Source organism: Sphingomonas sp. 77B (genome assembly GCF_056497825.1).
Window position 1 is genome coordinate 2074856 of the sequence record NZ_JBWMBY010000001.1, and the last position, 22666, is coordinate 2097521.

A 22666-nucleotide genomic window follows, 5' to 3' on the forward strand; every position below is an offset into this window, starting at 1 on the left:
CCGCGAGTTTCCAGACAGACTCTCAGGCCGCCAGCGTCTCCGCCCGGCGTCCGAAACGGCCCGACTTGCGGAAGCGGATCAGATAGTCGGGCGCGACGGCGGCCAGCGGCGCGGCCTCGACACCCAGCGCCGCCAGACCCGGCGAACCGGCGGCCACGACATTGTCCTGCTGCAGCATCAGCCACTGGTCCCAGGTGATCGGCGAACCCGGCAGGCGGGCGAGCAGCGCAGCTGCGAAGTCCGGCACTTCGACGAAGTTCGGCTTGCGACCCAGCGCCTGCGCGATCCAGCGAAGCAACTCGCCCATCGACAGCACGTCCGGCCCGCCCAGCTCATAGGTCGTGCCCCCATGCGTTTCGGGATCGCTGAGCGCATTGGCGACCGCTTCGCCGACATCGCCCGCAAAGACCGGCTGGAACTTCACGCCCGACCGCAGGACCGGAACGATCGGCGCGGCCATCATGCCCGCAAAGCGGTTCACGAACTGGTCCTCCCGCCCGAACACGATCGAGGGACGCAGGATGGTGGCGTTCGGGAAGGCGTCGCGCACCGCCGCTTCACCCTGCCCCTTGGACCGGGCATAGGCCGCCGCGCCATTCGCATCCGCGCCGATCGCCGAGACATGGACGAGCGCGTCCGCACCGGCCTTGCGCGCGGCCTCCGCCACGGCGCGCGCGCCGTCGACATGGATGGCCTGCATCTTGCCGCCCATCACGCCGACCAGGTTGACGACCGCATCGGCCCCCTCGACCGCGCGCGCCACCGTGTCCGGCCGGGCGATGTCGGCCGCCACGAACTGGGTCTGGCCCAGTCCGCCCTGCGTGCGCAGGAAATAGGCCTGGCGCGGATCGCGCTGCGCCACCCGGACGCGCGCGCCCGCCTGCATCAGTTCGCGTGCGACATAGCGGCCCAGAAAGCCCCCGCCGCCGATCAGCGTCACCAGCTTGTTCGTCATGACCGTCCCTATTCGCCAGATTTTTTGTGCACCGCCCCTTTGCCCCGCAAAAAAGCCGTTGACAAGGATTCGAACCCTACCCTAAAGGCGCAGGCCTACCCCGTGCCCAGATGGCGGAATTGGTAGACGCACCAGCTTCAGGTGCTGGCGATCGCAAGGTCGTGGAGGTTCGAGTCCTCTTCTGGGCACCACTCCCGGTCAAAGATGGGCACCGCGCCCTCTTTGACGGGAAGTCCAACCGAGGCGCCATTTTCCAGGCTCGACACAGGGCCCGAGATCACAACCTCGTGGTCCGACACGCTGACGTTCGTGACGAACATCTTGAGGTAGGACGAACGAAGCGAACTGTCGTCGCTTCGCATTTTCTTACGAAGTATGTCGCCGAAGCGGTCGATCGTTTGCTCGTCGATCCTGCGCTTGCCCTTCGCCAGTTGCGCTTCCAGCACATCGATTCGGCTTGATACCGCCGCCAGTGCCGCCCGGTTTGTCGCCATGCGCTCGACAAATGCGGGATCTCTCGCGCTCATCGTCCCTTCTTCGATCAGGATCAGCAGATTGCTGATCGCGGTGTTCAACCGCGTCCGCTCAGAGCGGCTTCGGGTTAGATCCGCCTCACGTTCCGCCTGCCGATTTTGAGAGACATCGAGAACGCCCGCAAGCAATGTGCGCAACCGATCTCGCGCCAGCAACCTTGCCTCGATCGCATTCAGAACCAGGCTATCCAGCTTCTCGCGCCGGATACTCGGACAGGCACAGGTGCCGCCACGGTTCACTCGGTCATTGCAGACGTAGTAGGTATAGCGACCACCTTTTCCGGTGCGGATAGTCATGCCGCTTGAACAGCCGGGCATACCGCAGCGGGCGACTCCGGTGAGTAGCGTGGTGCCGGCGGCGACATGCGGTGCCATTCGCCTAGGATTGCGCGTTGCCCGCATGGCGGCCACGCGATCGAACTGATCCCGAGCGATGATCGGGGGACAGGTGACCGCGATAGCATCTTCCACGTCCGGGGTGATCCCATCGTCGTCGGCAGTACGATCGTGATAGACGCCGGTATAGACCTCGCGAGCCAGAATGCCGGCAACATTGCTGTTGGCGAACCTCGCACCTCGGAGGGTCCGCCCCGCTTCGTTTAACTGCTTTACGATCCAGCGCCCGACATCGGCCCAGTCGAAGATCTGGCGTACGATCGCCGCTTCGGCTTCGACGATCGCCAGCTTTCGCCGTTCCTTCTCGCCGTCCTGCCGAGCGACATAGGTTTGGTAGCCAAACGGCACCGGGCCGCCATTGTAGAAGCCTTGCCGCGCATTCTCCCTGCGGCTCTTCCGCGTGAGGATCGCCGAATCGCGCGCCTGCTCCTCGTCCATCATCGCCGTTATCGTCCGGGCGATCCGCTGACCGCGGCCCCGGCCGAAATCCTGCGTGATCGACCGGACCTCGACACCTGCGTCCTCCAGCCTTCCCACTACATCGAAGAACAACCGCATGTTTCTGGCCATACGGCTGAATATGAACATCAAGACCAAATCTACAGGATGATCGGGCGCGGTGGCCTTTTGCACCAGCCGTTGAAATTCAGGGCGCTTGTCGGTCTGGCCGCTACGGCCAGCGTCGGCAAACTCCTCGACGATCATGATGTCATGCTTGGCCGCGTAGGCCTGAATAGCGCTGCGCTGGGCGTCGATACTCTGAGGCGTACCGCCCTCCTTGTCGACTGACAGGCGCATATACGCGAAAGCCCTGGTCCGGCTGCGGGCGGCTTTTGCCATTTTTCCTGTCCCTATTTGTGTTCGAACAGTGAATCGAACTCACTGGCGAGTGCGTCGAGCACGAGCATGCATTCCCGCCGGGTGACGGCGGGTTGGCCAAGCGATGGCGGCACGTCGAGGCAGCGTCGAAGCTGCGCTTCGACGTTTTCTACCTCCTGTTGTTCGTGATCGCTTTCGCCTGACATCCGCTAGCGATGTAAGCGTGACGTGGAGGCCGCGGATTATGCAGCTTGTGCGGTCGGCTGATGTGCGGGGGGCATCCAGTTCCAGGGCATGAGTTCATCCCATCGGCTGGCAGGCCAGTCTGCCGCGACTTTGGCGATGACGTCGGCGATATAGGTCTGCGGATCGACGCCGTTGGCCTTGCAGGTCTGGATGACGGTGTAGATGGCCGCGGCCCGCTCGCCGCCTGCGCGCGAACCGGCGAACAGCCAGTTGCGGCGTCCGACCGCGACACCGCGCAGCGCACGCTCCGCGATATTGTTGTCGATCTCCAAGCGGCCATCGTCGAGGAAGCGCGACAGCGCTGGCCAGCGCTTCGTGCCATAGGCGATGGCCCTTGCCATGTCGGACTTCGGTGACAGGCGGCGCAAGCTGGCGTCGAGCACCTCGCGCAAGGCGTCGACCAGCGGTCGACTTTTCTCCTGTCGGGCTCGATATCGCACGTCGGGTGGTTGGCCACGGACCTCGGCCTCGACAGCGTAAAGCGTGCCGATCCGCTCGAGGATGTCGGTGGTCAGCGGCGTGGATGACCGCTCATGCAGGTCGAAGACCTTGCGCCGGAAATGCGCCCAGCACGCGACCTCGGTGGCGCCGCTGCGATACAGCCCGTCATAGCCGGCATAGGCATCGGCCTGGAGGAAGCCGCGGAAGCTGGCGAGATGCGCCAGCGGGTGCGCGGCGGTTCGGTCTGGCGTGAAGCGATACCAGGTCGCACGCGGTGCCGTGCTGCCGGACGCCTGGTCGTCGGCCGCATACACCCACAGCCGTCCGGTCGCGGTCTTGCCCCGGCCGGGGTCGAGCACCGGCACGGGCGTGTCGTCGGCATGGATCTTGTCGGCCTTAAGGACTTCGTCCCGAATGCGGCTGACGATGGGGTCGAGAAGTGCTGCGGCCTGTCCGGTCCAGCCCGCCAATGTCGAGCGGTCGATGTCGAGCCCTTGCGCCGCCATCATCTCGGCTTGGCGGTATAGCGGCAAATGGTGGTCGAACTTGGAGACGACGATATGGGCCAGTGTCGCGAAGGTCGCCTTGCCTCGCGCGATGGCGCTTACCGGCGCGGGTGCCTGGACGATCTTCTCGCAGGACCGGCAGCTGTATTTGGGGCGGACGTTGCGCACGCCCCGCCAGCGCACCGGCACTATGTCGAGCATCTCGTGCGCATCCGAGCCGAGCGGACGTAACGCACCACCGCAGTCCGGACAGGTGCAGGCACCCGACGCCGGCTCATGGACGACCTCCTCGCGCGGCAGATGTCCGGGTAGACTGCGGACGGGCACGGGACGCGCCACCACGCCAGGGTCAACCATCTCAGGCCCAGGCGCATCTCGCTCGGTCTCGGGTTCTTCCAGCGCCAGTTCGAGTTGCTCGATCTCGCGGCCTAGCTTTTCGGAGGAGGCGCCGAACTGCATCCGCCGCAGCCGGGCGATCTGTCCGCGCAGCGTATCAATGAGCAGGTCGCGGGCCGCGAGCGCAGCATTGGCCCGGGCGAGCGATGCCTCCAGCGCGGCAATCCGCGCGGTCGCATCAGCAGGGGAAACGGGTGCTTCCGACACCCTGTTTACATAGCAGATTGCAGGTCGGCGAGCGAGCAAAAGCGGCGTAAAACCGCCGTTCTCACCCCGCCAGCGTCGGCGTAAACGTCCGCTCGGGCCGACGCCAGTCGATGCCCTCCAGCAGCATCGACAATTGCGCGGGCGTCAGCGTCACCGTGCCGGTCGCGGTCACTGGCCAGACGAAACGGCCACGGTCGAGCCGCTTGGAAAACAGGCAAAGCCCCTGGCCGTCGAACCACAGCAGCTTGACCAGATGCCCGCGCTTGCCCCGGAACGCGAACAAGGCACCTGAATGCGGGTTCTGCGCCAGCACCTCCTGCACCAGCACCGCCAGGCCATCGAACCCCTTGCGCATGTCGGTCACCCCGCATGCCAGAAACACCCGCGTCGGTAGCGGCGTCGGGCTCATCGCAGCACCGACAGCACCCGTGTCAGCGCGCCTGCATCCACCGCGGCATCCACGCTCACCCGCACGCCGCCCGGCAGCTCGATATGGATGAACCCCGGTGGACATGGTGCCGGCTGCGGTGTCGACGCGACCGGGGCGACAACCTGTACCTCGGCAAATACCGGCAACGAAGCCACGACGCCCGCCAGCTTGCCTTCACGCAATTGCTTGCGCCACGTGTAGACCAGGCTGCTCGACACCTCGCGACGGGCGATGACGTCGCAAACCCGCACCCCCGGCCGGAACGCCTCCGCCAGGATCTCCAGCTTCTCCGCGTCCGACCATCGCCGTCGACCCGACACACGGCCGACCACCTCCATCCGACCAGTCATACGAGTGCTCGTATGACCAGTCGTAGAACCGATAACTTCCCGCACCGCCCGCGCCCTCGTCAAAGGCGACAAGCATCCCGGCTACCGGCGTTACCGCAAGGTGGCCTGCTGACCACGCTTACTGCACGACCAGCTCGTTACCGGTCGACGGTTCCGCGTGCTCAACATCGTCGACGACGTCACGCGCGAATGCCTCCGGGCGGTAGTGGACACGTCAATCTCGGGCCGGCGGGTCGTGCGCGAACTGGCCGATCTGATCGCCGAGCGCGGCAGGCCGAAGATGATCGTCAGCGACAATGGGACTGAACTGACGTCGAACGCGGTGCTCGTCTGGTCCGGCGATACCGGCATCGAGTGGCATTACATCGCGCCGGGCAAGCCGACGCAGAATGGCTTTGTCGAGAGTTTCAACGGTCGCATGCGCGACGAGCTGCTCAACGAGACGCTGTTCTTCACCATCGGTCAGGCCCGCTCGATCCTGGCGCGCTGGGTCGACGACTACAACACCGAGCGGCCGCACTCGTCGCTCGGCTACGATACCCCGGCTGCGTTCGCTGCCGGGCTCGAACAGCAACGGGCGGGGTTAACCCCGCCCGTTGCTTCACTTGCGCTCATGCGCGAAAACCACGGTCAGTCTCTGGTTGCCGCTGGATGAAAGGCGGGGGTCACGTCACGGCCAATCAACCACGTTTCCGAACGATCGGTTTACTGCGTCTGCGTAAGCTCGACTGGCAATTTGGCCCGATGGAGATGATCGATGGGTCATTCGTCGATGGACCCTGCCTTTCACGAACTCCGGCCCTGGAACGAGGGCCGGCTGATCGGTGCAAAGCGCGCTCTGAAGCAGCAACAGGTCTGGGCTATTCGCTTCTGGCTCGACCAGCATAGACGACTGCGTGATCGAGCGCTGTTCGACTTCGCCATCGATAGCAAGCTGCGCGGCTGCGACGTGGTCAAGGTGCGGATCGGAGATATAGTTTCTGGCGGGCGCGTCCGTCACCGCGCCGTCGTGGTTCAGCAGAAGACCAGACGGCCAGTCCAGTTCGAACTGATGGACACGGCACGCAAGACAATGCGGGCATGGCTGGAGCGTCGTGGAGGGACACTGAACGACTTCGTATTTCCGAGCCGAAACGACTATATGGCCCACATGAGCACCCGGCAATATGCCCGCCTCGTGCACGAGTGGGTGGTCGGCATCGGCCTTCCGGCTCAGGATTATGGTACACACTCGCTTAGGCGCACGAAAGCGTCGATCATTTACAAGGCGACCGGCAACCTTCGCGCCGTTCAGATTCTGCTCGGCCATGCCAAGATCGACAGCACAGTGCGCTACTTGGGCGTTGACGTTGAGGATGCTTTGGAGCTGGCGGAACGCACTGAGGTCTGAGCGACCCAATGTCGGCCATTCAACGGCGGGCGGCCCCCTCTCGAAAGCGGACGCTCGTTAATTGCAGCCTGGCCGCTGCTTACTCAGCTAGCGCCACCTAACCGATCTGCATCCGTCAGACCTTCGATGACGATCGCGGTCCCCTGCAGAGGCCAGGGGGGAGACGTTGTGCGTGGTCCTGTGAAAGAGATTCGACGCGGGATGATTGGCGAGCCGGAGCTCCAGCCGTGGTATTGACAAGTCGTCGAACCACGACCGATCAATCCCGGCAAACTGCCTTAAGAACGGCATGACGGCGCCATCCATCAAGCCGCCGTGGTACCGCAGAGCTGACCGCCAACTCTAGCCTGCCTCAGCGACCAGCCTGATCGACGCGTGACAGGCTCGTTGCAAATCACTTGCAAGTCAGACAGCTAGGCTCATACATTACGGTTTAATGACATTTACCATCCCCGATACCTCACGGGACCGACGGATAGAAGATCCGACAAATCTCTGGATTATTCATCCAGCGGCACGCTTTCTCGTGCCCTGGTTCATCGCGCGCGGGATCTCGGCCAATGCCGTTTCCCTGGCCGGGCTGGCTTTAGGCACATCGGCCGCGCTGGCCTACAGCCGGTGGGAGATGTGGCCTTTTGCCGTTGTCGGCCTGCTCCTGTCCGTCTGCTGGCTTGTCGCCGACGGGATGGACGGGATGATTGCGCGGGCCACGGGCACAGCCAGTCCGCTGGGACGCGCGCTGGACGGGTTGTGCGACCATGGCGTTTTCGTCCTCATCTATGTTTCGCTGGCCGTCTCCATCGGCACGTTGGAAGCCTGGGCCTTGGCGGTCGCCGCAGGCATCGCACATATGGTCCAATCCAATATGTACGAGAGCGAGCGAGCCCGCTTTCACCGGCGCCGGAATGCGGTGGCGACGATCGCCAGCCCTGCACCCAGCCGCAATCCGCTTGTCCAGCTTTATGATCATTGCTGGGGATTATTGGACCGGGTTGCCGCGCGGTTCGACCACGCGCTGGCGCGGCACCAATCGCCCGCTGAGCTTGCGGCAAGATATGCCACCCTGGCCGTCAGGCCGATGCGGCTGATGAGCCTGCTGTCCGCCAATGTCCGGGTCTATGCCATTTTCCTTGCCTGCCTTTTCAGCAATCCACGCCTCTTTTGGTGGTTTGAGCTCATCCCGCTGAACATCATCCTCATCGTTGGACTTTTCCAGCATCGCACCGTCGAAAATCGTTTCACAGTGCCGGAAAATCATTTTCCATATAGAGAAGGAATCAAGAAGTAATGCCGGCCATCAACATTGCCATCGTAGGGGTGGGCAACTGTGCCAGCTCTCTCGTGCAGGGGCTTTCCTATTATCGCGAGGGCGCAAATGATACGGTCGGGCTCATGCATTGGGACTTGGGCGGGTATAAGCCGACCGATATCCATGTCGTAGCTGCTTGGGATATTGACCAGCGAAAAGTCGGCAAGGACGTAGCGGAAGCAATTTTCGCCAAGCCCAACTGCACCACCGTCTTTTGCGAAACCGTGCCTCTCACGGGGACCAAGGTGCAGATGGGGCATGTTCTTGACGGCGTCGCCGAACATATGTCGGAATATGACGACCATCGGACATTCCTGCTCGCGGGTGAGAAGGAGGCCTCCAAGGCGGAGGTGGTAGCCGCCCTGCGCGAGACCAAGACCGATGTGCTGATGAACTATCTGCCGGTGGGTTCGCAGGCCGCCAGTGAGTTCTACGCCGAATGCGCGCTCGAGGCGGGTGTGGCGTTCGTGAACAACATTCCCGTATTCATCGCCAGTGACCCCATATGGGCGGATCGCTTCACCAAGGCTGGTGTCCCGATCATCGGCGACGACATTAAGGCGCAGCTCGGCGCCACCATCGTTCACCGCGTGCTCACCGATCTATTCGCCAAGCGGGGCGTCAAGCTGGAGCGGACCTACCAGCTTAATACCGGCGGCAACACCGACTTCCTCAACATGTCCAATCATCGCCGCCTTGCCTCGAAGAAAATCTCAAAGACCGAGGCGGTGCAGTCGGTTGCTGCGGAGCGGCTGCACGACGACAATGTTCATATCGGCCCGTCCGACTATGTACCTTGGCAAAATGACAACAAGATCTGCTTCCTGCGGATGGAAGGGACGATGTTCGGCGGTGTACCGATGAACCTGGAGTTGCGCCTGTCCGTCGAGGACAGCCCGAACAGTGCGGGCGTCGCCATCGATATGATCCGGTGCGCCAAGCTGGCAAAGGATCGCGGCCTGGCCGGGCCGATCGACGCGGCGTCGGCGTATTTCTGCAAGCATCCGCGTATTCAGATGACCGATGACCTTGCGGCGCAGGCGGTCGACGAGTTCATTGCCGTAGCGGCCGAATGATCGAAACCGGTATCGTTCTCGCGGCAGGCGAAGGCTCACGCCTTCGCGCTGTCGCCCCGCTCAAGCCGCTCTGCTGCGTGGCCGGGCGGACGCTGCTTGCCCATGCCGTGTCCGGCATGGCGCAGGCGGGGCTGGCGCGAACAGTCGTGGTCGTCGGCTATGAGGCGGAGACGATCGAAGCCTATGTCGCGGCCGAAGACTGGCCGATCACAGTCGAAACCGTCCGGGTAGAAGATCATCGCTATCCCAACGGCTCTTCGTTGCTCGCAGCGGAACCATTGCTGTACGGTGAGGAGGCGATCCTCGCGATGTGCGACCATCTCGTCGAACCGGAATTTTATCGGCGAATGGCTCATGCCGATACGGGTGGCGGCGCATCGCTCGGGATCGACCGTCGGATCGGTCACGATTGGATCGATCTTGACGATGTGACGTGTGCTCAGACGGATGGCGACCGCTTAATCAGCATAGGCAAGGGCCTCGCGGTATATGATTGCTTCGATACGGGTGTCTTCGCTGTTGGCAAGGGCCTGTTTGACGCACTCCGGGGATTGGAAAAGCCCTCTCTGACCGAAGGAATGCGGCGCCTGACATCCGACCGTACTGCTGGCATCCGCGATTGCAGCGATCTTGGATGGATCGATGTTGACGATGAGCGGGCATGGCACATTGCAGAAACGTGGCTTACCACAAGTCGTCGCAGCACAGGCGACGCTTAAAATAATTACGAATAGCAGTCCCGCCAAGACGCCCTCCACATTATGTCTATAACGAAATAATATTGAAGTATGAGCGCAGGACATTCGGATAGTCTGCCCCAATCATCGAAGCTGGGATTGTCTATCTATTCGCAAAGTTTGGGGTTCTTACAATGCAGGGGTCAGGGGGCGTTCAGTTTGGCAGCTTCCATCATATTCAGACGTTCGGCCCGGCATATGTGAGCGACATCATCTGGTTGTAAGCTGCCGTGACTGAAATACCGAAACCATGACCCAATTGCGGCCGTTCAGGCTGCCCCACCTGCTCCCCAAACTCCGCCATTCATTCAGGTTCTGAACCAGGTTTGCAGGCTCAGCCACTCCAGGTACAAAAACCGAAAAATCTGGGGCAAAGACGCCGTTCCGATGCTTCCGCTTAATAATTAGTTAGGGGCATAACGCAACGCTTAGAGCCCGACCGATAATTAGGTTGAGCGATTTCGGTCAGTTGTGATTCACCGGGGTTTGCGAAGACCTTGGAGGCCACATGGGCTGGACCGAAACCGCTCGTCGCGAGCATGACAGAAGAAGGCTGCGTTACACAAGCGACTGTACCGACGAGGAATGGGCGATCATCGCGCCGCTGCTGGCTCGAACGACGAAGGTGGGCCGCCCACGCCTGCACCGGGCACGGGATCTGTGGAACGCGATCCAGTACCTTGCCGCGACGGGATGCCAGTGGGCGCAACTGCCCCGCGACTTTCCGCCCTTCACGACTGTACAGTACCATTTCTACCGAATGCGCGACAGCGGCCTACTCGATGCGATCAACGCGGTGCTGGTAGCCGGAGTGCGGGTCGCGGAGGGGCGCGAGGCCGAACCGACCGCAGGCATCATCGACAGCCAGTCGGTGAAAACCACTGAAGCGGGTGGGCCGCGCGGCTATGACGCCGGCAAGAAGGTCAAGGGGCGCAAGCGCCACATCGCGACCGACACGACCGGCAACCTGCTCGACGGACTGGTTCTGGCCGCCGATATCCAGGACCGTGACGGCGCACCGAACCTCATCGAGCGCTGTCGCGACGCCTATCCCGCGCTTGACCGTTTCTTCGCCGATGGCGGCTATGCCGGGCAGAAACTGGCCGATGCCATCGCGCATATCGACCGCCTCGTCATCGAGATCGTCCGGCGTTCCGACGCCCACCGCTTCGTCGTCCTGCCCCGGCGCTGGGTCGTCGAACGCACCATCGCCTGGCTCAACCGATGCCGCCGTCTCGCCAAAGACTGGGAGGCATCCGTCGCCTCCGCAGAAGCATGGCTTGTCATCGCCTCCATCAGGCGGATGACACGCCGTATCGCTAAACTCGAATTATGAGTCGGGCTCTTAGGCAAAACGTGCCGGAGAGCCGTCCGTTGCGACAGCGCCGTCTGCTACGGTAAGCCGCCACGGTAATTTCCCAAGGGCGTGGCCCGACGCGGGCGCAAATTCTACCAACGCCACACCATTGCGGTTGACGCTCGACCGCTCCTGACCGGCTCGAAATCTGTCGGTCGCTGCAAACGGGCAGCCTCACCATTGCCGTACGCGACGCGCGTCGTCCCCGAACCTGCGTGGGCCCAGACCCTGGTCGTCATCCTTTTGCCCCGACCGGACGTAGCGCAATTCTTCCTGCGGCCAAGCCGAGGCAGCGCCTTTCGACTGCTCCCGCCCGGACCTTCAGGCTGACATTTCTTCGGACATAGGAGGAATGTTATATTGTCTCTATTCCACCAATGGCGCAGCAGGCGTCCTGAAGAATCGCCATCATGATGGATATTGATCGTGCACCAAGCCGCCCTTCCCGTTTCCGTCTCGCTCGTCAGGGCCATAACGGCGCTGACCGTGGCAGCCGCTGCGCCCGCCGTCGCCGCGGACGGCGCGCCGCGATCGCTTGCGAGCGAGATCCTGCCCCCCACGATACCGTGGACGGGGGCGAGCGAGCGCCTGATCGTCGGATCGAACGATCCGTGGATCACCCCCGCCGAAGCATCGGGATTCCGCACCACGCCGCGCTATGCCGAGGTTCGCGCCTGGCTGGACCGGCTCGACGCCGCATCGCCGCTTATCACGGTGAAGGGTTTCGGCCGCACGACCGAGGGCCGCGAGATGATCTACGTCCGTGCCAGCAAGGGCGGTACGGGCAAGCCCGTGGTGCTGATCCAGGGCGGGATCCATTCGGGCGAGATCGACGGCAAGGATGCCGGGCTGATGCTGCTGCGCGACATTGCGCTGCACGGCAAGGACGACCTGCTGGACAAGGTCGATCTGGTGTTCGTGCCGATCTACAACATCGATGGCCACGAGCAGATGAGCCCGTACAACTACCCGCATATTCGCGGCCCCGTCGAAAAGGGGCGGGATTCGAATGCGCGTAACATCGATCTGAACCGCGACTATGCCAAGCTCGACGCGCCCGAATCCCGGGCGATGATCGGGCTGATCCGGTCGCTCGACCCCATCCTCTATATCGACTGCCATGTCAGCGAAGGCTTCGACATGCAGTATGACGTGACCTACACCTATGCCGGTTGGGGCACCTATGCACGGCACCGCGCGACCGCCGGGTGGCTGCAAAACCGCTTCGGCCCGGCGGTGTCGCAGGCGCTGACGGCGGCGGGGCATGTCCCGACCATCTATCCCAGCCCGATCGACGTGCGACAGCCCGACAAGGGCATCCGCTACAGCCCCGAGGGGCCACGCTATTCGACCGGATACGGCGATTTCATCGGCATGCCGACCGTCCTGGTCGAGAACCACATGCTGAAGCCGTATCGGCGCCGTGTCCTCGGCACCTATGTCCTGCTCGAGGCGGCACTGAAGATCGCAGGCACCGACGCCGCCCGCATCGCCGCCGCCAAGACGCAGGATCGCGCCAGCCGCCCCGCCGAGTTGCTGACCCGCTGGAAGCCTTCGCCGACACCGATCGGCTGGATCGAGGGCTTCAAGGGCATAGCGTTCGACACCTATCTGTCGCCTGCCTCGGGCCGACAGGAGCAGCGGTGGCTGGGCAAACCGATCACCTTCCGCATGCCGATCATCGGCCAGATCCCGACCGAGACGGTTCGCCTGCCCAAGGCCTGGTGGGTGCCGCGCGAGCAGACCGAGGTGATCGACCGCCTGCGCCTGCACGGAATTGCGTTCGAGACGATCACGGCTCCGCGCACCCTCGGCGTCGACCAGGTCCGGTTGGTCGATCCCAAGGTGACGGAGCCGAAGGAAGGCCGGTATCCGATCACCGCCGCCTTTACGCACCACCGTGCCGAGCAGGTGATGCCTGCGGGCAGCGTAAGGGTGCCCGCCGACCAGCCGCTCGGCCTGTTGGCGGCGGCCCTGCTGGAGCCGGAAAGCCAGGATTCGTTCCTGGCCTGGGGGTTCTTCCCGGAAATGCTCGCGTCCGCGCCGGACACCGATTCCTTCGTCGTCGCCCGGCTCGGTGAGCATGTGCTGGCAACCGATCCGACGGTGAAGGCCGCGTTCGACGCCAAGTTGCGCGACGAACCGTCCTTCGCGGCCGATCCCGATGCCCGGCTGGCCTGGCTCTACGCGCAGGCAGGACCGGGCCATCCCTTCGTGCTGCGCTACCCGATCACGCGCGAGCTGGACTGACGTTCAGCCGACGGCGTGGTCGATCGCCCCTTGTCGAAGGGGCGGTCGCGAAAGGCATGGCGATGGATGACCGCCCGAGCAGGGACGATCATCCATGGCGCTGTCGCTCAATGCAGGAACGACGGCTCGGCCATCGGCCTTAGAACTTGACCTCCGCGCTGATCCGGTAGGCGCGCCCGAACACGGCATCCCAATTCTTGTTCGCGCTGAACTGCGGCACGGGACCGGCATAGGTCACGCCCAGGTTGAACGGATTGTTGACGATCGCCCGCAGCCGGAAATGATCGTTGACCATGACACCGAACGAGGTGTTCGCCATCCAATAGGACGAGACATTGTAATATTGGTAGTTGCTTGCCGGATTGTTCGGATTGACCTTGGTCGGGCCATTATAGATGACCGTCCAGGACCAGTCGAAACGGTTGGCCTGCCAGTCGATCATCGAGGTGACGGCGTCCTTCGGCTCGCCGATGCTGCCCAGCGAATATTGCACGCTGCCCGTGCCCACCACCGACTGGTTCTTGAACTCGTGCAGATAGTTGGAGCTGAGGTTCAGCACACCGGCCCCCTCGGGAAGGCCCAGATTTTCCAGCTTCAGGCTGTACCGGGCCGACACCTGCGCCGCGCGATAATTTTGCGAGGCGATGTTCAGGAAGGTGTCGGAGAAGTTCGTGATCTGATGGCTGTTCGGATCACGGGTGATCGAGGAGCAGAAGGGCGAATTCGGATAGCTGGGCGAGTCGTAGCAGGCCTGCATGATGCTCTGGACGCCGGGCTGTACGATCTCGTTCTTGATATCGATATGGATATAGTCGGCATTGATGACGAAGCCCGGCAGGAACGGCGCTTCATACTGGCCGCCCACCGTCCAGCTGTTGGCGATTTCATTGTTCAGCTTGGGGTTGCCGCCGCCGAGCCCCTGCACCGTGGCATTGACGATCGAGGAGGTGAAGCCCGCAGGCACGCCCGCCGCCGTGCAGTTCTTCGCGCGGGTTGCCGGGTTGCTGCCGCCGTTGATGAACTGGGAATCACACGGATCATTGCCATATTCAAACGTCGTTGCGACCGGCGCAAAGGCCTCGGTCACCGAGGGCGCACGGAACGAGCGGGTATAGTTGCCGCGCAGGGTCAGCCCCTTGAGCGGCGACCAGTTGCCGCCGCCGGTGTAGGACCAGAAGCCGCCGTTCAGCGAGTTGTCCGTATAGCGCGCGGCGCCGTGCAGGGTCAGTTCGCGCAGCAGCGGAATCTGCATGTCCGGCGACAGGAGGGGAACCGTGACCTCGGTAAAGGCCTCGTGCGTGTAATAGGACCCGCTGACCGGCGCGATCGCCGCATATTGGCTATAGGTGCCCGCAAAGAACGCGCCCGGATCGAAGGCCTGGCTCTCGCGACGGATTTCCCCGCCGATCACGGCGTTCAGATCGCCTGCGGGCAGATGGGCCAGCGAGCCCTTGATGTCGACGATCGCGTCGAACTGCTTGTTGACCTGACGCGAGATGGCGGGGGCGTTGATATAGTTCAGCGCCGCCTGGCTGACATTGCCGGTGCCAAAGATATTGAGCGGCGCGCAAGTGCTGCTGAGCGTCGCGATCGCGGCATTCTTGTAACCCGGCGCGCAGGTGATCTGGCCATTGGCGCCGACGACGGCGTTGAGCGCATTCTCGATATTCTGCCAGACAAGCCCGACCTGGTTGGACGTGCTGTTCACCTGGCCATAGGTGACGGTGCCTTCCCAGGTGAAATTGTGCGTGCCGATCTTGAAGTCGCCGTCGAGACCGGCGACGCCGCGTGCCAGCGACGAGCGGGTCGAGAAGGCGCCCGCATAGAGATCGGTATTCGCCCGGGCGAGGTAGAATTGGTTGGTGGGCTGGCCCGCCGCCGCCAGCGAGGCTTGGATCGTCGCCTGATCCGCCGCGCTCAGATAGGGATTGGTCGAGGACACGGCATAATTGGCATAGGGCAGACCGGCACCACCGGGGCCCGAGAACAGCGCCGTATTGTACAGCGTCTGATTGGCCGTGTTGGTCGCGATGTTGCGGCTGGCCCAGGCCTCGGCATGGAAGCGGATATGGTCGCTGAAGTCATAATGGCCCAGCATCACGCCCTGGATGCGCTTGCTGTCGGTCAGCAAATTGGCATAGTCGCCGACACGGAAACCGTCCCCGCCCGCCTCGTCGGTGAAGCTGCCAACGACCGTGCCGTGGCGGAAGGGCACGAGCTGGCCCGCGCTGTTGAAGAACAGCGCCTGGCCCGCCGCATTGGTGATCGTCTGGAAAGGCGAGCCGAAGAGCGGATCCTTCGCACCACCGCCGGACAGGCCGTTGAACGGGATATTGTCGATGGCGGTCGGGATGCCGGTCGTGCTGACCACCGAGAAGCGGTCGCCGCCGAAATAGGCGATGTTCTGCGGCCCGGTCGCGCTGGTCGACTTGCCCAGGAAGGGGGCATCCGAGCCGGTGACGAACCGGGCTGCCCGGGTCATCCCGTCCTGATGGTCGTAATAGGCGTTGAACGTGATATTGCCGCGTCCGTCGCCGAAATTCTTGCCGACCAGCAGCGAGACGTTGCTGTCCGCCCCGTCGCCCTTTTCGGAGATGCCGTTGCTGCCGGTGACGTCGAGGCCTTCGAAATTCTTCTTGAGGATGATGTTGACGGTGCCCGCGATCGCGTCCGAACCATAGATCGGCGCACCGCCGACCGACACGACATCGATGCGATCGACCAGCGCGGGGGCGATCTGGCCGAGATCGACCGGCGTGCCGACCGAGGCGCCGAACACGCTGGAGGCGGCGGCGGACACGAAGCGCGAGCCGTTCACCAGGGTCAGGGTGCGCTGCGCGCCCAGATTGTACAGGTTGCTGAACGACTGCCCCGCACCATAGCTGCCCTGGGCACCGATCGTGCTGTTCGCGGGCACGCCGAACTGGGGCTGGTTGGTCAGCGCCTGGCCGATCTGGGTGAAGCCCTGGTTGGTGATGCTGTCGCCGGTGATCGCGACCACGGGCTGGTCCGCGACCTTGCCGCCGGTGCGGGTGCCGGTGACGACGATATCCCCCTGCGGCGCGGCCTGGGGTCGGGCGGTTTCGGCTTGCGGCGTGGCCGTCGCCGCGTCGTCCGAGGTGGCGGTGGCGGCGGGGCTTTGCTGGGCATGCGCCGCCGGAGCCATGGCAAACGCCATGGCCATCACCGAGCTAGCCCCGAGGATTTTACGAGTACCGACGAACATCTGGTGGCCTTTCAGCGATGAACAGACGTTCAGGATCGATACTCGCCCCTGCGAACTCCAATTACTATCACTTCACGTTGCATATCGGACGGTTCGTGTTGCAACATTGTGACACATCCGCCTCTTCGTGTTTCGATGCAGAGGACGTGCGACGGATGGCCGACGCTTATAGGACTGATAATAGCAATTATTTATCAGTGGGATAGCAAAAGCAGGAGCGCCCTTTGGGCCATTGCGAACTCACCCATCACGCCCTTGGTCGCGCCGATCCCTCGCCTTGCATTCGCTCCTTCAGGCACCACCGGACGACATCACTGGGCCATCGATGACAGCCATGTCAGCGAAACACGATCATGGTTGCGGCAGGCCGAGGCGCCCGCCCCAGCCTCTCCTCAAAAGGCGAGGCGGAGCGGCTTGCCGGTATAGCGCACCGTTCGGCTGGCGGGCAGATCGGCGATGCCGCCGGACGTGCCGGGTTTCACCACGACGATGTCGAGCTGTCGCACCGGCACCATGCCGGGGAAGCGCCCCTGCCGCGCGCCGATGGTCAGGGTGCGGCGAGCGTCGTCCCATGTCAGGTCATAGGTCGCGCGCGCGCCCTTTTCATAGGCATAGGTCTCGTTGTCGTCCTCATAGACCGTGAACCGTCCGTTCGCGCCGGGATAGACGCGGATTTCGTACGGCGCGTCGGGCTTTTCGGTCGCATATTGCTGTCGCGGCCCCAGCGGCAGGATCGCGCCCGCCCGGACATAGAGCGGCATGATGTCGAGCGGTACGTCGCGCGACGCCTCGGTGCCGCCCGCCAGACGCTGGTTCGTCCAGAAATCATACCAGTCGCTGCCCGCAGGGAGATAGGTCTGCACCGCCAGCTTCGGCGCCTCGCCCGCCTTGGCGGTGACGCGGCGCAGTTCCTCGGGGGTCCGCCAGGCGAAGCGAAGGTCGCGGTCGCCATCGCCCTGATAATATTCGATACGGATCGGCACACGCTGTCCCTTGCGCAGCGTCACCTTCGCACCGTGATAACGCGACGCCCCGGTCTCCCAGTCCTCGATCACCTTCTTGCCGTCGACGAACAGGCGAACACCGTCATCGCCCTGCAGGCCCAGCTCATATTCGCCGTCCTCGGGTGCGACCAGCACCCCCTCCCAGCGCGCGGAGAAGTCGTTCAGGCTCTTCAGCCCCGGCGGCATCGGCTGGAGCGGCGGCTGCGGCCAGCGTTTGTCGATCACCGTATCGAGGACGCGTCCTGCGGGCGTCTCGTAATTGCGCCCCTCGAAATACTGGCCCGCCAGCCCCGGCGTGCCGTCGGTGGTGAACAGCGCGGATGCGGGCACGGTGGCGGCCGGTTCCGGCTCGACATGGTACATGGCGCGCGTGACCGGATGGACCAGCAGCGAGCCACCGAACATGAAACTGTCGTTCACGCCGTGGACGCGCGCATCGTCGGGGAAGTCCATCGCCAGCGGCCGCATCATGGTATAGCCGTCCGATGTCACCTGCCATCCCAGCCCATAGATATAGGGCAACAGCCGGTAGCGCAGGGTCACCGCCTCCAGCAGCGAGCCGTACATCTGCGGGTCCAGCGCCTTGAAGATATAGGGCTCGCGCTCGATGTTGGTGCCGTGGACGCGCATCAGCGGGTTGAAGACCGCATATTGGAACCAGCGTGCGAACAGCTCGCGATACGCCGGGTTCTTCTCGCCGCCATTATAGCCGCTGACGAAGAAGCCGCCGGTATCCTGCGTCCAATAGGGGTTGCCGGTGACGGTGACGTTCACCCCGCCCGCGACCTGGTGGCGCAGCGTTTCCCAGCTGGCCTGCGTATCCCCCGACCAGGAGGTCGCCGCCGTCCGCTGCGCGCCCGCCCAGGCCGACCGGGTCAGGGTCAGCGCGCGCTTGTCGCTGGTCGTCCGCTGCCCCTGATAGGTGCCCAGCGTCGTCATCAGCGTATAGGCGTTCAGATAGCGCGAGAAATCGCCGAGCGCGTTGCGCCCCAGCGACTTGATATCGTCGACCGCCGCCTGGGCGTCGTGCATCGCGCTGCTGACTTCGACTTCGGTCCCGTCCATCCACAGCGCGTCGACGCCCTTGTCGAGCAGCCCGGATTTGACGTGCTTGAAATAGATTTGCCGCCCCAGCGGGCTGAACGCGTCATAGATACGCGCCTGTTTCGAAATCCAGTGCAGTGGCGGGAAGCGCAGGCCGTGCTGGTCCAGCTCCTTGCCCAGGGCGGTGTCGTTGCCGACCGACGGCCAGATCGACACCATCAGCTTCATGTGCAGGTCGTGGATCTTGGCGATCGTGCCGACCGGATCGGGAAAGCGGGTCTTGTCCCACGTCATCCCGCTCCAGCTGCCGTCATTGCCGCCCCAATATTGCCAGTCCTGGACGATGTAATCGAGCGGGAAGCGTTCGCGACGAAACGTTTCGGCCACTTCGAGCAGCCGGTCCTGGGTGGTGTAGCGCTCCTTGCTCATGAACAGGCCGAAGGCCTGTTTGGGATACATGGGCGCGTCGCCAGTCAGCTTGCGATAGGCCTGGACCACGCCGTCCATCGTGTCGGCGCCCATGAAGTAATAATCGACCCCACCCGGCGCATCCTCCGCCCAGAGCCGCGCGCCGTTCGCATCGTCGGCGAAGCGCATGTGCGAATAAGTGTCCCACATCACGCCGTAGCGCCGGTTCGACACCATGACCGGGATGATGATGCCGATATTGGTCTGCACCAGGTCGAGATTCGCGCCGCGCCGGTTGATCGTCGCATCGTCGGTAAAGCCGAAACCATAGATCGCCTCGTCGGGCGTCAGGCGAAAGCGGTTCTCGACCTCATAGCTGGGGTCCTTGGCGCTGGTGATCGGCTTGACGCTCTGCGGCGCGGCGCTGTCCTCGCTGGTGTAAGGGCGACCGGCACCGTCGAAGAAGCTGACCGCCCCGGTCGCCTTGTCCACCGAGACGCGGAGCGCCGTACTCGCCATCTCCAGCGCCTGCGCGCCGTCGATCACGCGGAACGCGACATCGGCCGGGGGTGCAACGACGACGATGCTTTTGGCCGTCCAGTAGTTGCGGCCGCGATTGGTGTTCACCCGCACGGTCGAGGGACCGTAGAACAGGATCGTCTTGGACACGCCCGCCACCCGGACCTGCACGCCGTTGCGCAACCGGGTATAGGCAAAGCCCTGCGCCGGGATGGGCGCAACGGCCTGCGGGTGGCCATAGGCATCCAGCGCGGTCGGCATGGTCTGCGACTGCGCCGTCACGGCCTGAGCGCCCGCCGATCCACCGACCGTCAGTCCCGCCAGCGCTGCACCGATTATCAGTGCCGTCCGATATGCCCCGTGCCGCACCAGTCTTCTCCCCCGTTTTTCCGTTCGTTGCCGGTGTCGGACACCCTGCGCGACACCGGACCAAACGTCAATTGTCAGAGTTTATCCCGATCGCGGTCCATCGCCTTTGCCGCTGGTCTGGCACGGAAATTCGACATTCGGCTCATGGGCCCAAGCCTGGAAGAGCCTCAGAAGGGCGGCCGTCATCCTTCTACCGCTGACGGCCCATGGCGCTATATGTATGGCTAAAGCGCACCGACGTCAGCGCGAAGGACGGGCCTTCATCAACGCGACGATCGAAAGCGAACAGGCCGCAACAGCGATCACCAACCCGCCCAACGCCGCCCACAAGCCGACCGTCAGGCCGCCCAGCCAACCACCGATCACCAGACCGGTCAGCGGCAGGATGAACAGCAACAGGCATCCGATCACGACCATGGCATTATCAACCGCGCCGCGCCTGCCCCGGTTCCGGACGGAACCGACGACGAAGGCCCCGGCCCAGCGGACCCAAAAAACCGGCGATGTCAGGAAAATCTGGATGCCCCGTGAGGATTCGAACCTCAATTAACGGAGTCAGAGTCCGTGGTCTTACCTTTAGACGACGGGGCATCGAACAGGGGCGTGCCTCTAGGCGGCCGAATCACTGGTGTCAACCGATTTCCGCACTGGGGGCGGCGGCGCGTCTTGTCGCGCACGCGCCGACTCGCTACCTTGGGCTTCAAGCACCGGCGAACGCTCATGTTCGTGACGGATAGAACAGAATAAAGCGAGATACGGCGATGGGGGATGTTCCCACCCGAAGGCCGTACCGGCAGGCCAAGCCCCCTGCCCGTTCGGCACCCCCCCGGCCCCAGCGTGGCCGGTGGTCGGATGCGCAGGCCTATGCCGCGCTCGACCTGGGCACCAACAATTGCCGCCTGCTGATCGCGCGGCCGCAGGGCGGCGGCTTTGCGGTCGTCGATGCCTTTTCGCGGATCGTCCGGTTGGGCGAGGGACTGGCGACGACCGGCCGCCTGTCCGACGCCGCGATCGACCGCACCATCGCCGCGTTGCGCGTCTGCGCCGACAAGCTGAAGCGTCGCAACGTCACTTTGTCGCGCGCGGTCGCCACCGAAGCGTGCCGCCGCGCCGCCAACGGCCCCGCCTTCATCGCGCGCGCGCTGGCCGAGACGGGCATCCATCTCGACATCATCTCCGCCGAGGAAGAGGCGCGCCTGGCCGTGCTCGGCTGTCACGCGCTGATCGAACCGGGCGAGGACCCCGCGCTGATCTTCGACATCGGCGGCGGCTCGACCGAGCTGGTGCTGGTCGACACGCGCGGGCCCAGCCCCCGCATCCTCGACTGGCATTCGGCGCCCTGGGGCGTCGTCTCGCTGACCGAGAGCGCGGGCGGCGGCGAGGGTGAGGCCGGGCGACTGGCCGCCTATGCCCGGATGCGCGGGATCGTCGCGGACAGCTTCGCCGATTTCGCCGCGCGCCTGCCGAAGAATCTTAAGCGGCCCCGGCTGCTGGGCACCAGCGGCACGGTGACGACGCTGGGCAGCGTCCATCTGGGGCTCAGCCATTACGACCGCAATGCCGTCGACGGGCTGATCGTGCCCACGGCCGCGATGCGCGAGATCAGCGCCGACCTGTCGCGCAAGAGCCTGGCCGCGCGTGGCAAGGTGGCGTGCATCGGCCCCGAACGCGCCGATCTGGTGGTGGCGGGCTGCGCCATCCTGGAGACGATATTGGACCTCTGGCCCGCCGAGCGGCTAGGGATCGCCGACCGTGGGATTCGCGAGGGAATCCTGCGCCGTTTGATGGGAATCGCCAGACCGTGAGCAGAGGCAATGCAGGGCTGCACCAGCGGGTGCGCACCGCGCGGAAGCGCACCGCCCAGTCGACCCGTTGGCTGGAGCGCCAGCTGAATGACCCCTATGTCCGCCGCGCCAAGGCGGAGGGGTATCGCAGCCGTGCGGCGTACAAGCTGATCGAGCTGGACGAGCGGTTCGGATTCCTGCGCGGCAAGAAGCGGATCATCGACCTCGGCATTGCGCCGGGCGGCTGGGCCCAGGTCGTGCGGCGCAAGGTGCCGAACGCCAGCGTGGTCGGTATCGACCTGTTGCCGGTCGATCCGATCGAGGGCGTCACCATCTTCGAGATGGACTTCATGGACGACGCCGCGCCAGGCAAGCTGATGGAGGCGTTGGGCGGCGCGCCCGATCTGGTCATGTCGGACATGGCGGCCAACACCGTCGGCCATCCGCAGACCGACGCGCTGCGCACCATGGGACTGGTCGAGACGGCCTTCGCCTTTGCCTGCGACGTGCTGTCGCCAGGCGGGGTGTTCGTGTCGAAGGTGTTCGCGGGCGGCGCCGATTCGCAGCTGGTCGCCGAGATGAAACGCCACTTCGCCACCGTGAAGCACGCCAAGCCGCCGTCGAGCCGCAAGGGCTCGGTGGAATGGTTCGTCGTCGCGCAGGGGTTCAAGGGGCGCAAGCCCGCGGCGGCGGAGGACGATTCGGAGGATTGAGCGGCGGGGTCCGCTATCGCCCAAAATCGAACGTTGCCCTTCCGACCGCAGCCCGCATGATAGCTCCATAGCGAGGGAGGCATATTGTCATGTCAGTGTGGAAATGGCTCATTCTGGTGATTGCCGCGCCAGCAATGGCCAACTCGCCACCGCTGCCCCTCGCGGAGGGACCATTTGAAAGCATTGTTAAAGCGGCGCGGG

At 64.0% G+C, this 22666-nt stretch carries 15 protein-coding genes, 2 tRNA genes and 2 pseudogenes; 10 read left to right on the forward strand and 9 right to left on the reverse strand.

Going from position 1 to position 22666, the window contains the following annotated elements; translation table 11 throughout:
* Positions 1-22: 22 nt before the first annotated feature.
* Positions 23-955: a complex I NDUFA9 subunit family protein gene (locus AC1GI4_RS09740; protein WP_294274768.1), complete on the reverse strand. Its 933-nt coding sequence runs from the start codon at positions 953-955 to the stop codon at positions 23-25.
* Between the two features lie 104 nt (positions 956-1059).
* Here AC1GI4_RS09740 and AC1GI4_RS09745 point away from each other — a divergent pair.
* Positions 1060-1146 (forward strand) — tRNA-Leu (locus tag AC1GI4_RS09745).
* A 519-nt stretch (positions 1147-1665) separates the two neighbouring features.
* On the opposite strand, the pseudogene AC1GI4_RS09750 reads toward AC1GI4_RS09745, so the two are convergent.
* The 4 genes and pseudogenes from AC1GI4_RS09750 to tnpA all read right to left on the reverse strand — a co-directional run.
* Positions 1666-2724: pseudogene (locus tag AC1GI4_RS09750) on the reverse strand (recombinase family protein); the annotation flags it as partial.
* A gap of 221 nt (positions 2725-2945) precedes the next feature.
* Entirely contained in the window at positions 2946-4499 is a 1554-nt protein-coding gene (gene tnpC, locus AC1GI4_RS09755) for an IS66 family transposase (RefSeq protein ID WP_479629370.1), read from the reverse strand.
* Between the two features lie 61 nt (positions 4500-4560).
* Positions 4561-4908, reverse strand: coding sequence for an IS66 family insertion sequence element accessory protein TnpB (tnpB, locus tag AC1GI4_RS09760; RefSeq protein ID WP_479628850.1), 348 nt, complete (start codon positions 4906-4908; stop codon positions 4561-4563).
* Positions 4905-5279, reverse strand: coding sequence for an IS66-like element accessory protein TnpA (gene tnpA / locus AC1GI4_RS09765; protein WP_479629371.1), 375 nt, complete (start codon positions 5277-5279; stop codon positions 4905-4907). The genes tnpB and tnpA overlap by 4 nt, the downstream gene beginning before the upstream one ends.
* Positions 5280-5400: 121 nt before the next feature.
* On the opposite strand from tnpA, the pseudogene AC1GI4_RS09770 reads away from it, so the two are divergent.
* The 7 genes and pseudogenes from AC1GI4_RS09770 to AC1GI4_RS09800 form a co-directional block, all read left to right on the forward strand.
* Positions 5401-5934 (forward strand): annotated as a pseudogene (locus AC1GI4_RS09770) (integrase core domain-containing protein); the annotation flags it as partial.
* Positions 5935-6036: 102 nt separating this feature from the next.
* Positions 6037-6669 carry a tyrosine-type recombinase/integrase gene (locus AC1GI4_RS09775; RefSeq protein ID WP_058734658.1) on the forward strand — a complete coding sequence of 211 codons (633 nt, stop codon included), beginning with the start codon at positions 6037-6039 and terminating at the stop codon, positions 6667-6669.
* Positions 6670-7105: 436 nt separating this feature from the next.
* The gene (locus AC1GI4_RS09780) at positions 7106-7957 is read left to right on the forward strand and encodes a CDP-alcohol phosphatidyltransferase family protein (RefSeq protein ID WP_058734657.1); all 852 of its coding nucleotides are present in this window, start codon (positions 7106-7108) and stop codon (positions 7955-7957) included.
* A complete protein-coding gene (locus tag AC1GI4_RS09785; protein WP_058734656.1) occupies positions 7957-9054 on the forward strand; it encodes an inositol-3-phosphate synthase in 1098 nt (365 codons plus the stop codon). Before AC1GI4_RS09780 ends, AC1GI4_RS09785 begins: the two co-directional genes overlap by 1 nt.
* Positions 9051-9773, forward strand: coding sequence for a phosphocholine cytidylyltransferase family protein (locus tag AC1GI4_RS09790; RefSeq protein ID WP_479629372.1), 723 nt, complete (start codon positions 9051-9053; stop codon positions 9771-9773). Before AC1GI4_RS09785 ends, AC1GI4_RS09790 begins: the two co-directional genes overlap by 4 nt.
* A gap of 526 nt (positions 9774-10299) precedes the next feature.
* Positions 10300-11127, forward strand: a complete 828-nt coding sequence (locus AC1GI4_RS09795) for an IS5 family transposase (protein ID WP_479628501.1) — start codon at positions 10300-10302, stop codon at positions 11125-11127.
* Positions 11128-11574: 447 nt separating this feature from the next.
* A complete protein-coding gene (locus AC1GI4_RS09800) occupies positions 11575-13398 on the forward strand; it encodes a M14 family metallopeptidase (protein ID WP_479629373.1) in 1824 nt (607 codons plus the stop codon).
* Positions 13399-13537: 139 nt separating this feature from the next.
* Here the strand turns inward: AC1GI4_RS09800 and AC1GI4_RS09805 are convergent, their stop codons facing one another.
* The 4 genes from AC1GI4_RS09805 to AC1GI4_RS09820 all read right to left on the reverse strand — a co-directional run bounded on the left by AC1GI4_RS09805 (position 13538) and on the right by AC1GI4_RS09820 (position 20559).
* Positions 13538-16582: a TonB-dependent receptor domain-containing protein gene (locus AC1GI4_RS09805; RefSeq protein WP_479629374.1), complete on the reverse strand. Its 3045-nt coding sequence runs from the start codon at positions 16580-16582 to the stop codon at positions 13538-13540.
* 434 nt (positions 16583-17016) lie between these two features.
* A complete protein-coding gene (locus AC1GI4_RS09810; protein WP_479629375.1) occupies positions 17017-19968 on the reverse strand; it encodes a glycoside hydrolase family 31 protein in 2952 nt (983 codons plus the stop codon).
* A 240-nt stretch (positions 19969-20208) separates the two neighbouring features.
* Positions 20209-20385 (reverse strand): hypothetical protein, encoded by a 177-nt coding sequence (locus tag AC1GI4_RS09815; protein WP_479629376.1) that lies wholly within the window; start codon positions 20383-20385, stop codon positions 20209-20211.
* A gap of 100 nt (positions 20386-20485) precedes the next feature.
* Positions 20486-20559 (reverse strand) — tRNA-Gln (locus AC1GI4_RS09820).
* Between the two features lie 170 nt (positions 20560-20729).
* Here AC1GI4_RS09820 and AC1GI4_RS09825 point away from each other — a divergent pair.
* Together AC1GI4_RS09825 and AC1GI4_RS09830 are read left to right on the forward strand one after the other, a co-directional pair.
* A complete protein-coding gene (locus AC1GI4_RS09825) occupies positions 20730-21773 on the forward strand; it encodes a Ppx/GppA phosphatase family protein (protein WP_433909501.1) in 1044 nt (347 codons plus the stop codon).
* Positions 21770-22465 (forward strand): RlmE family RNA methyltransferase, encoded by a 696-nt coding sequence (locus tag AC1GI4_RS09830; protein WP_479629377.1) that lies wholly within the window; start codon positions 21770-21772, stop codon positions 22463-22465. The genes AC1GI4_RS09825 and AC1GI4_RS09830 overlap by 4 nt, the downstream gene beginning before the upstream one ends.
* The last annotated feature ends 201 nt before the right edge of the window (positions 22466-22666 follow it).

Bases quoted from the DNA above. Each gene is read 5' to 3' on its own strand.
- AC1GI4_RS09740 (WP_294274768.1), bottom strand. From the start codon at position 955: ATGACGAACAAGCTGGTGACGCTGATCGGCGGCGGGGGCTTTCTGGGC.
- tnpB (WP_479628850.1), bottom strand. From the start codon at position 4,908: ATGAGCCCGACGCCGCTACCGACGCGGGTGTTTCTGGCATGCGGGGTG.
- tnpA (WP_479629371.1), bottom strand. From the start codon at position 5,279: ATGACTGGTCGGATGGAGGTGGTCGGCCGTGTGTCGGGTCGACGGCGA.
- AC1GI4_RS09775 (WP_058734658.1), top strand. From the start codon at position 6,037: ATGGGTCATTCGTCGATGGACCCTGCCTTTCACGAACTCCGGCCCTGG.
- AC1GI4_RS09780 (WP_058734657.1), top strand. From the start codon at position 7,106: ATGACATTTACCATCCCCGATACCTCACGGGACCGACGGATAGAAGAT.
- AC1GI4_RS09785 (WP_058734656.1), top strand. From the start codon at position 7,957: ATGCCGGCCATCAACATTGCCATCGTAGGGGTGGGCAACTGTGCCAGC.
- AC1GI4_RS09790 (WP_479629372.1), top strand. From the start codon at position 9,051: ATGATCGAAACCGGTATCGTTCTCGCGGCAGGCGAAGGCTCACGCCTT.
- AC1GI4_RS09795 (WP_479628501.1), top strand. From the start codon at position 10,300: ATGGGCTGGACCGAAACCGCTCGTCGCGAGCATGACAGAAGAAGGCTG.
- AC1GI4_RS09805 (WP_479629374.1), bottom strand. From the start codon at position 16,582: ATGGCCATGGCGTTTGCCATGGCTCCGGCGGCGCATGCCCAGCAAAGC.
- AC1GI4_RS09815 (WP_479629376.1), bottom strand. From the start codon at position 20,385: ATGGTCGTGATCGGATGCCTGTTGCTGTTCATCCTGCCGCTGACCGGT.
- AC1GI4_RS09825 (WP_433909501.1), top strand. From the start codon at position 20,730: ATGGGGGATGTTCCCACCCGAAGGCCGTACCGGCAGGCCAAGCCCCCT.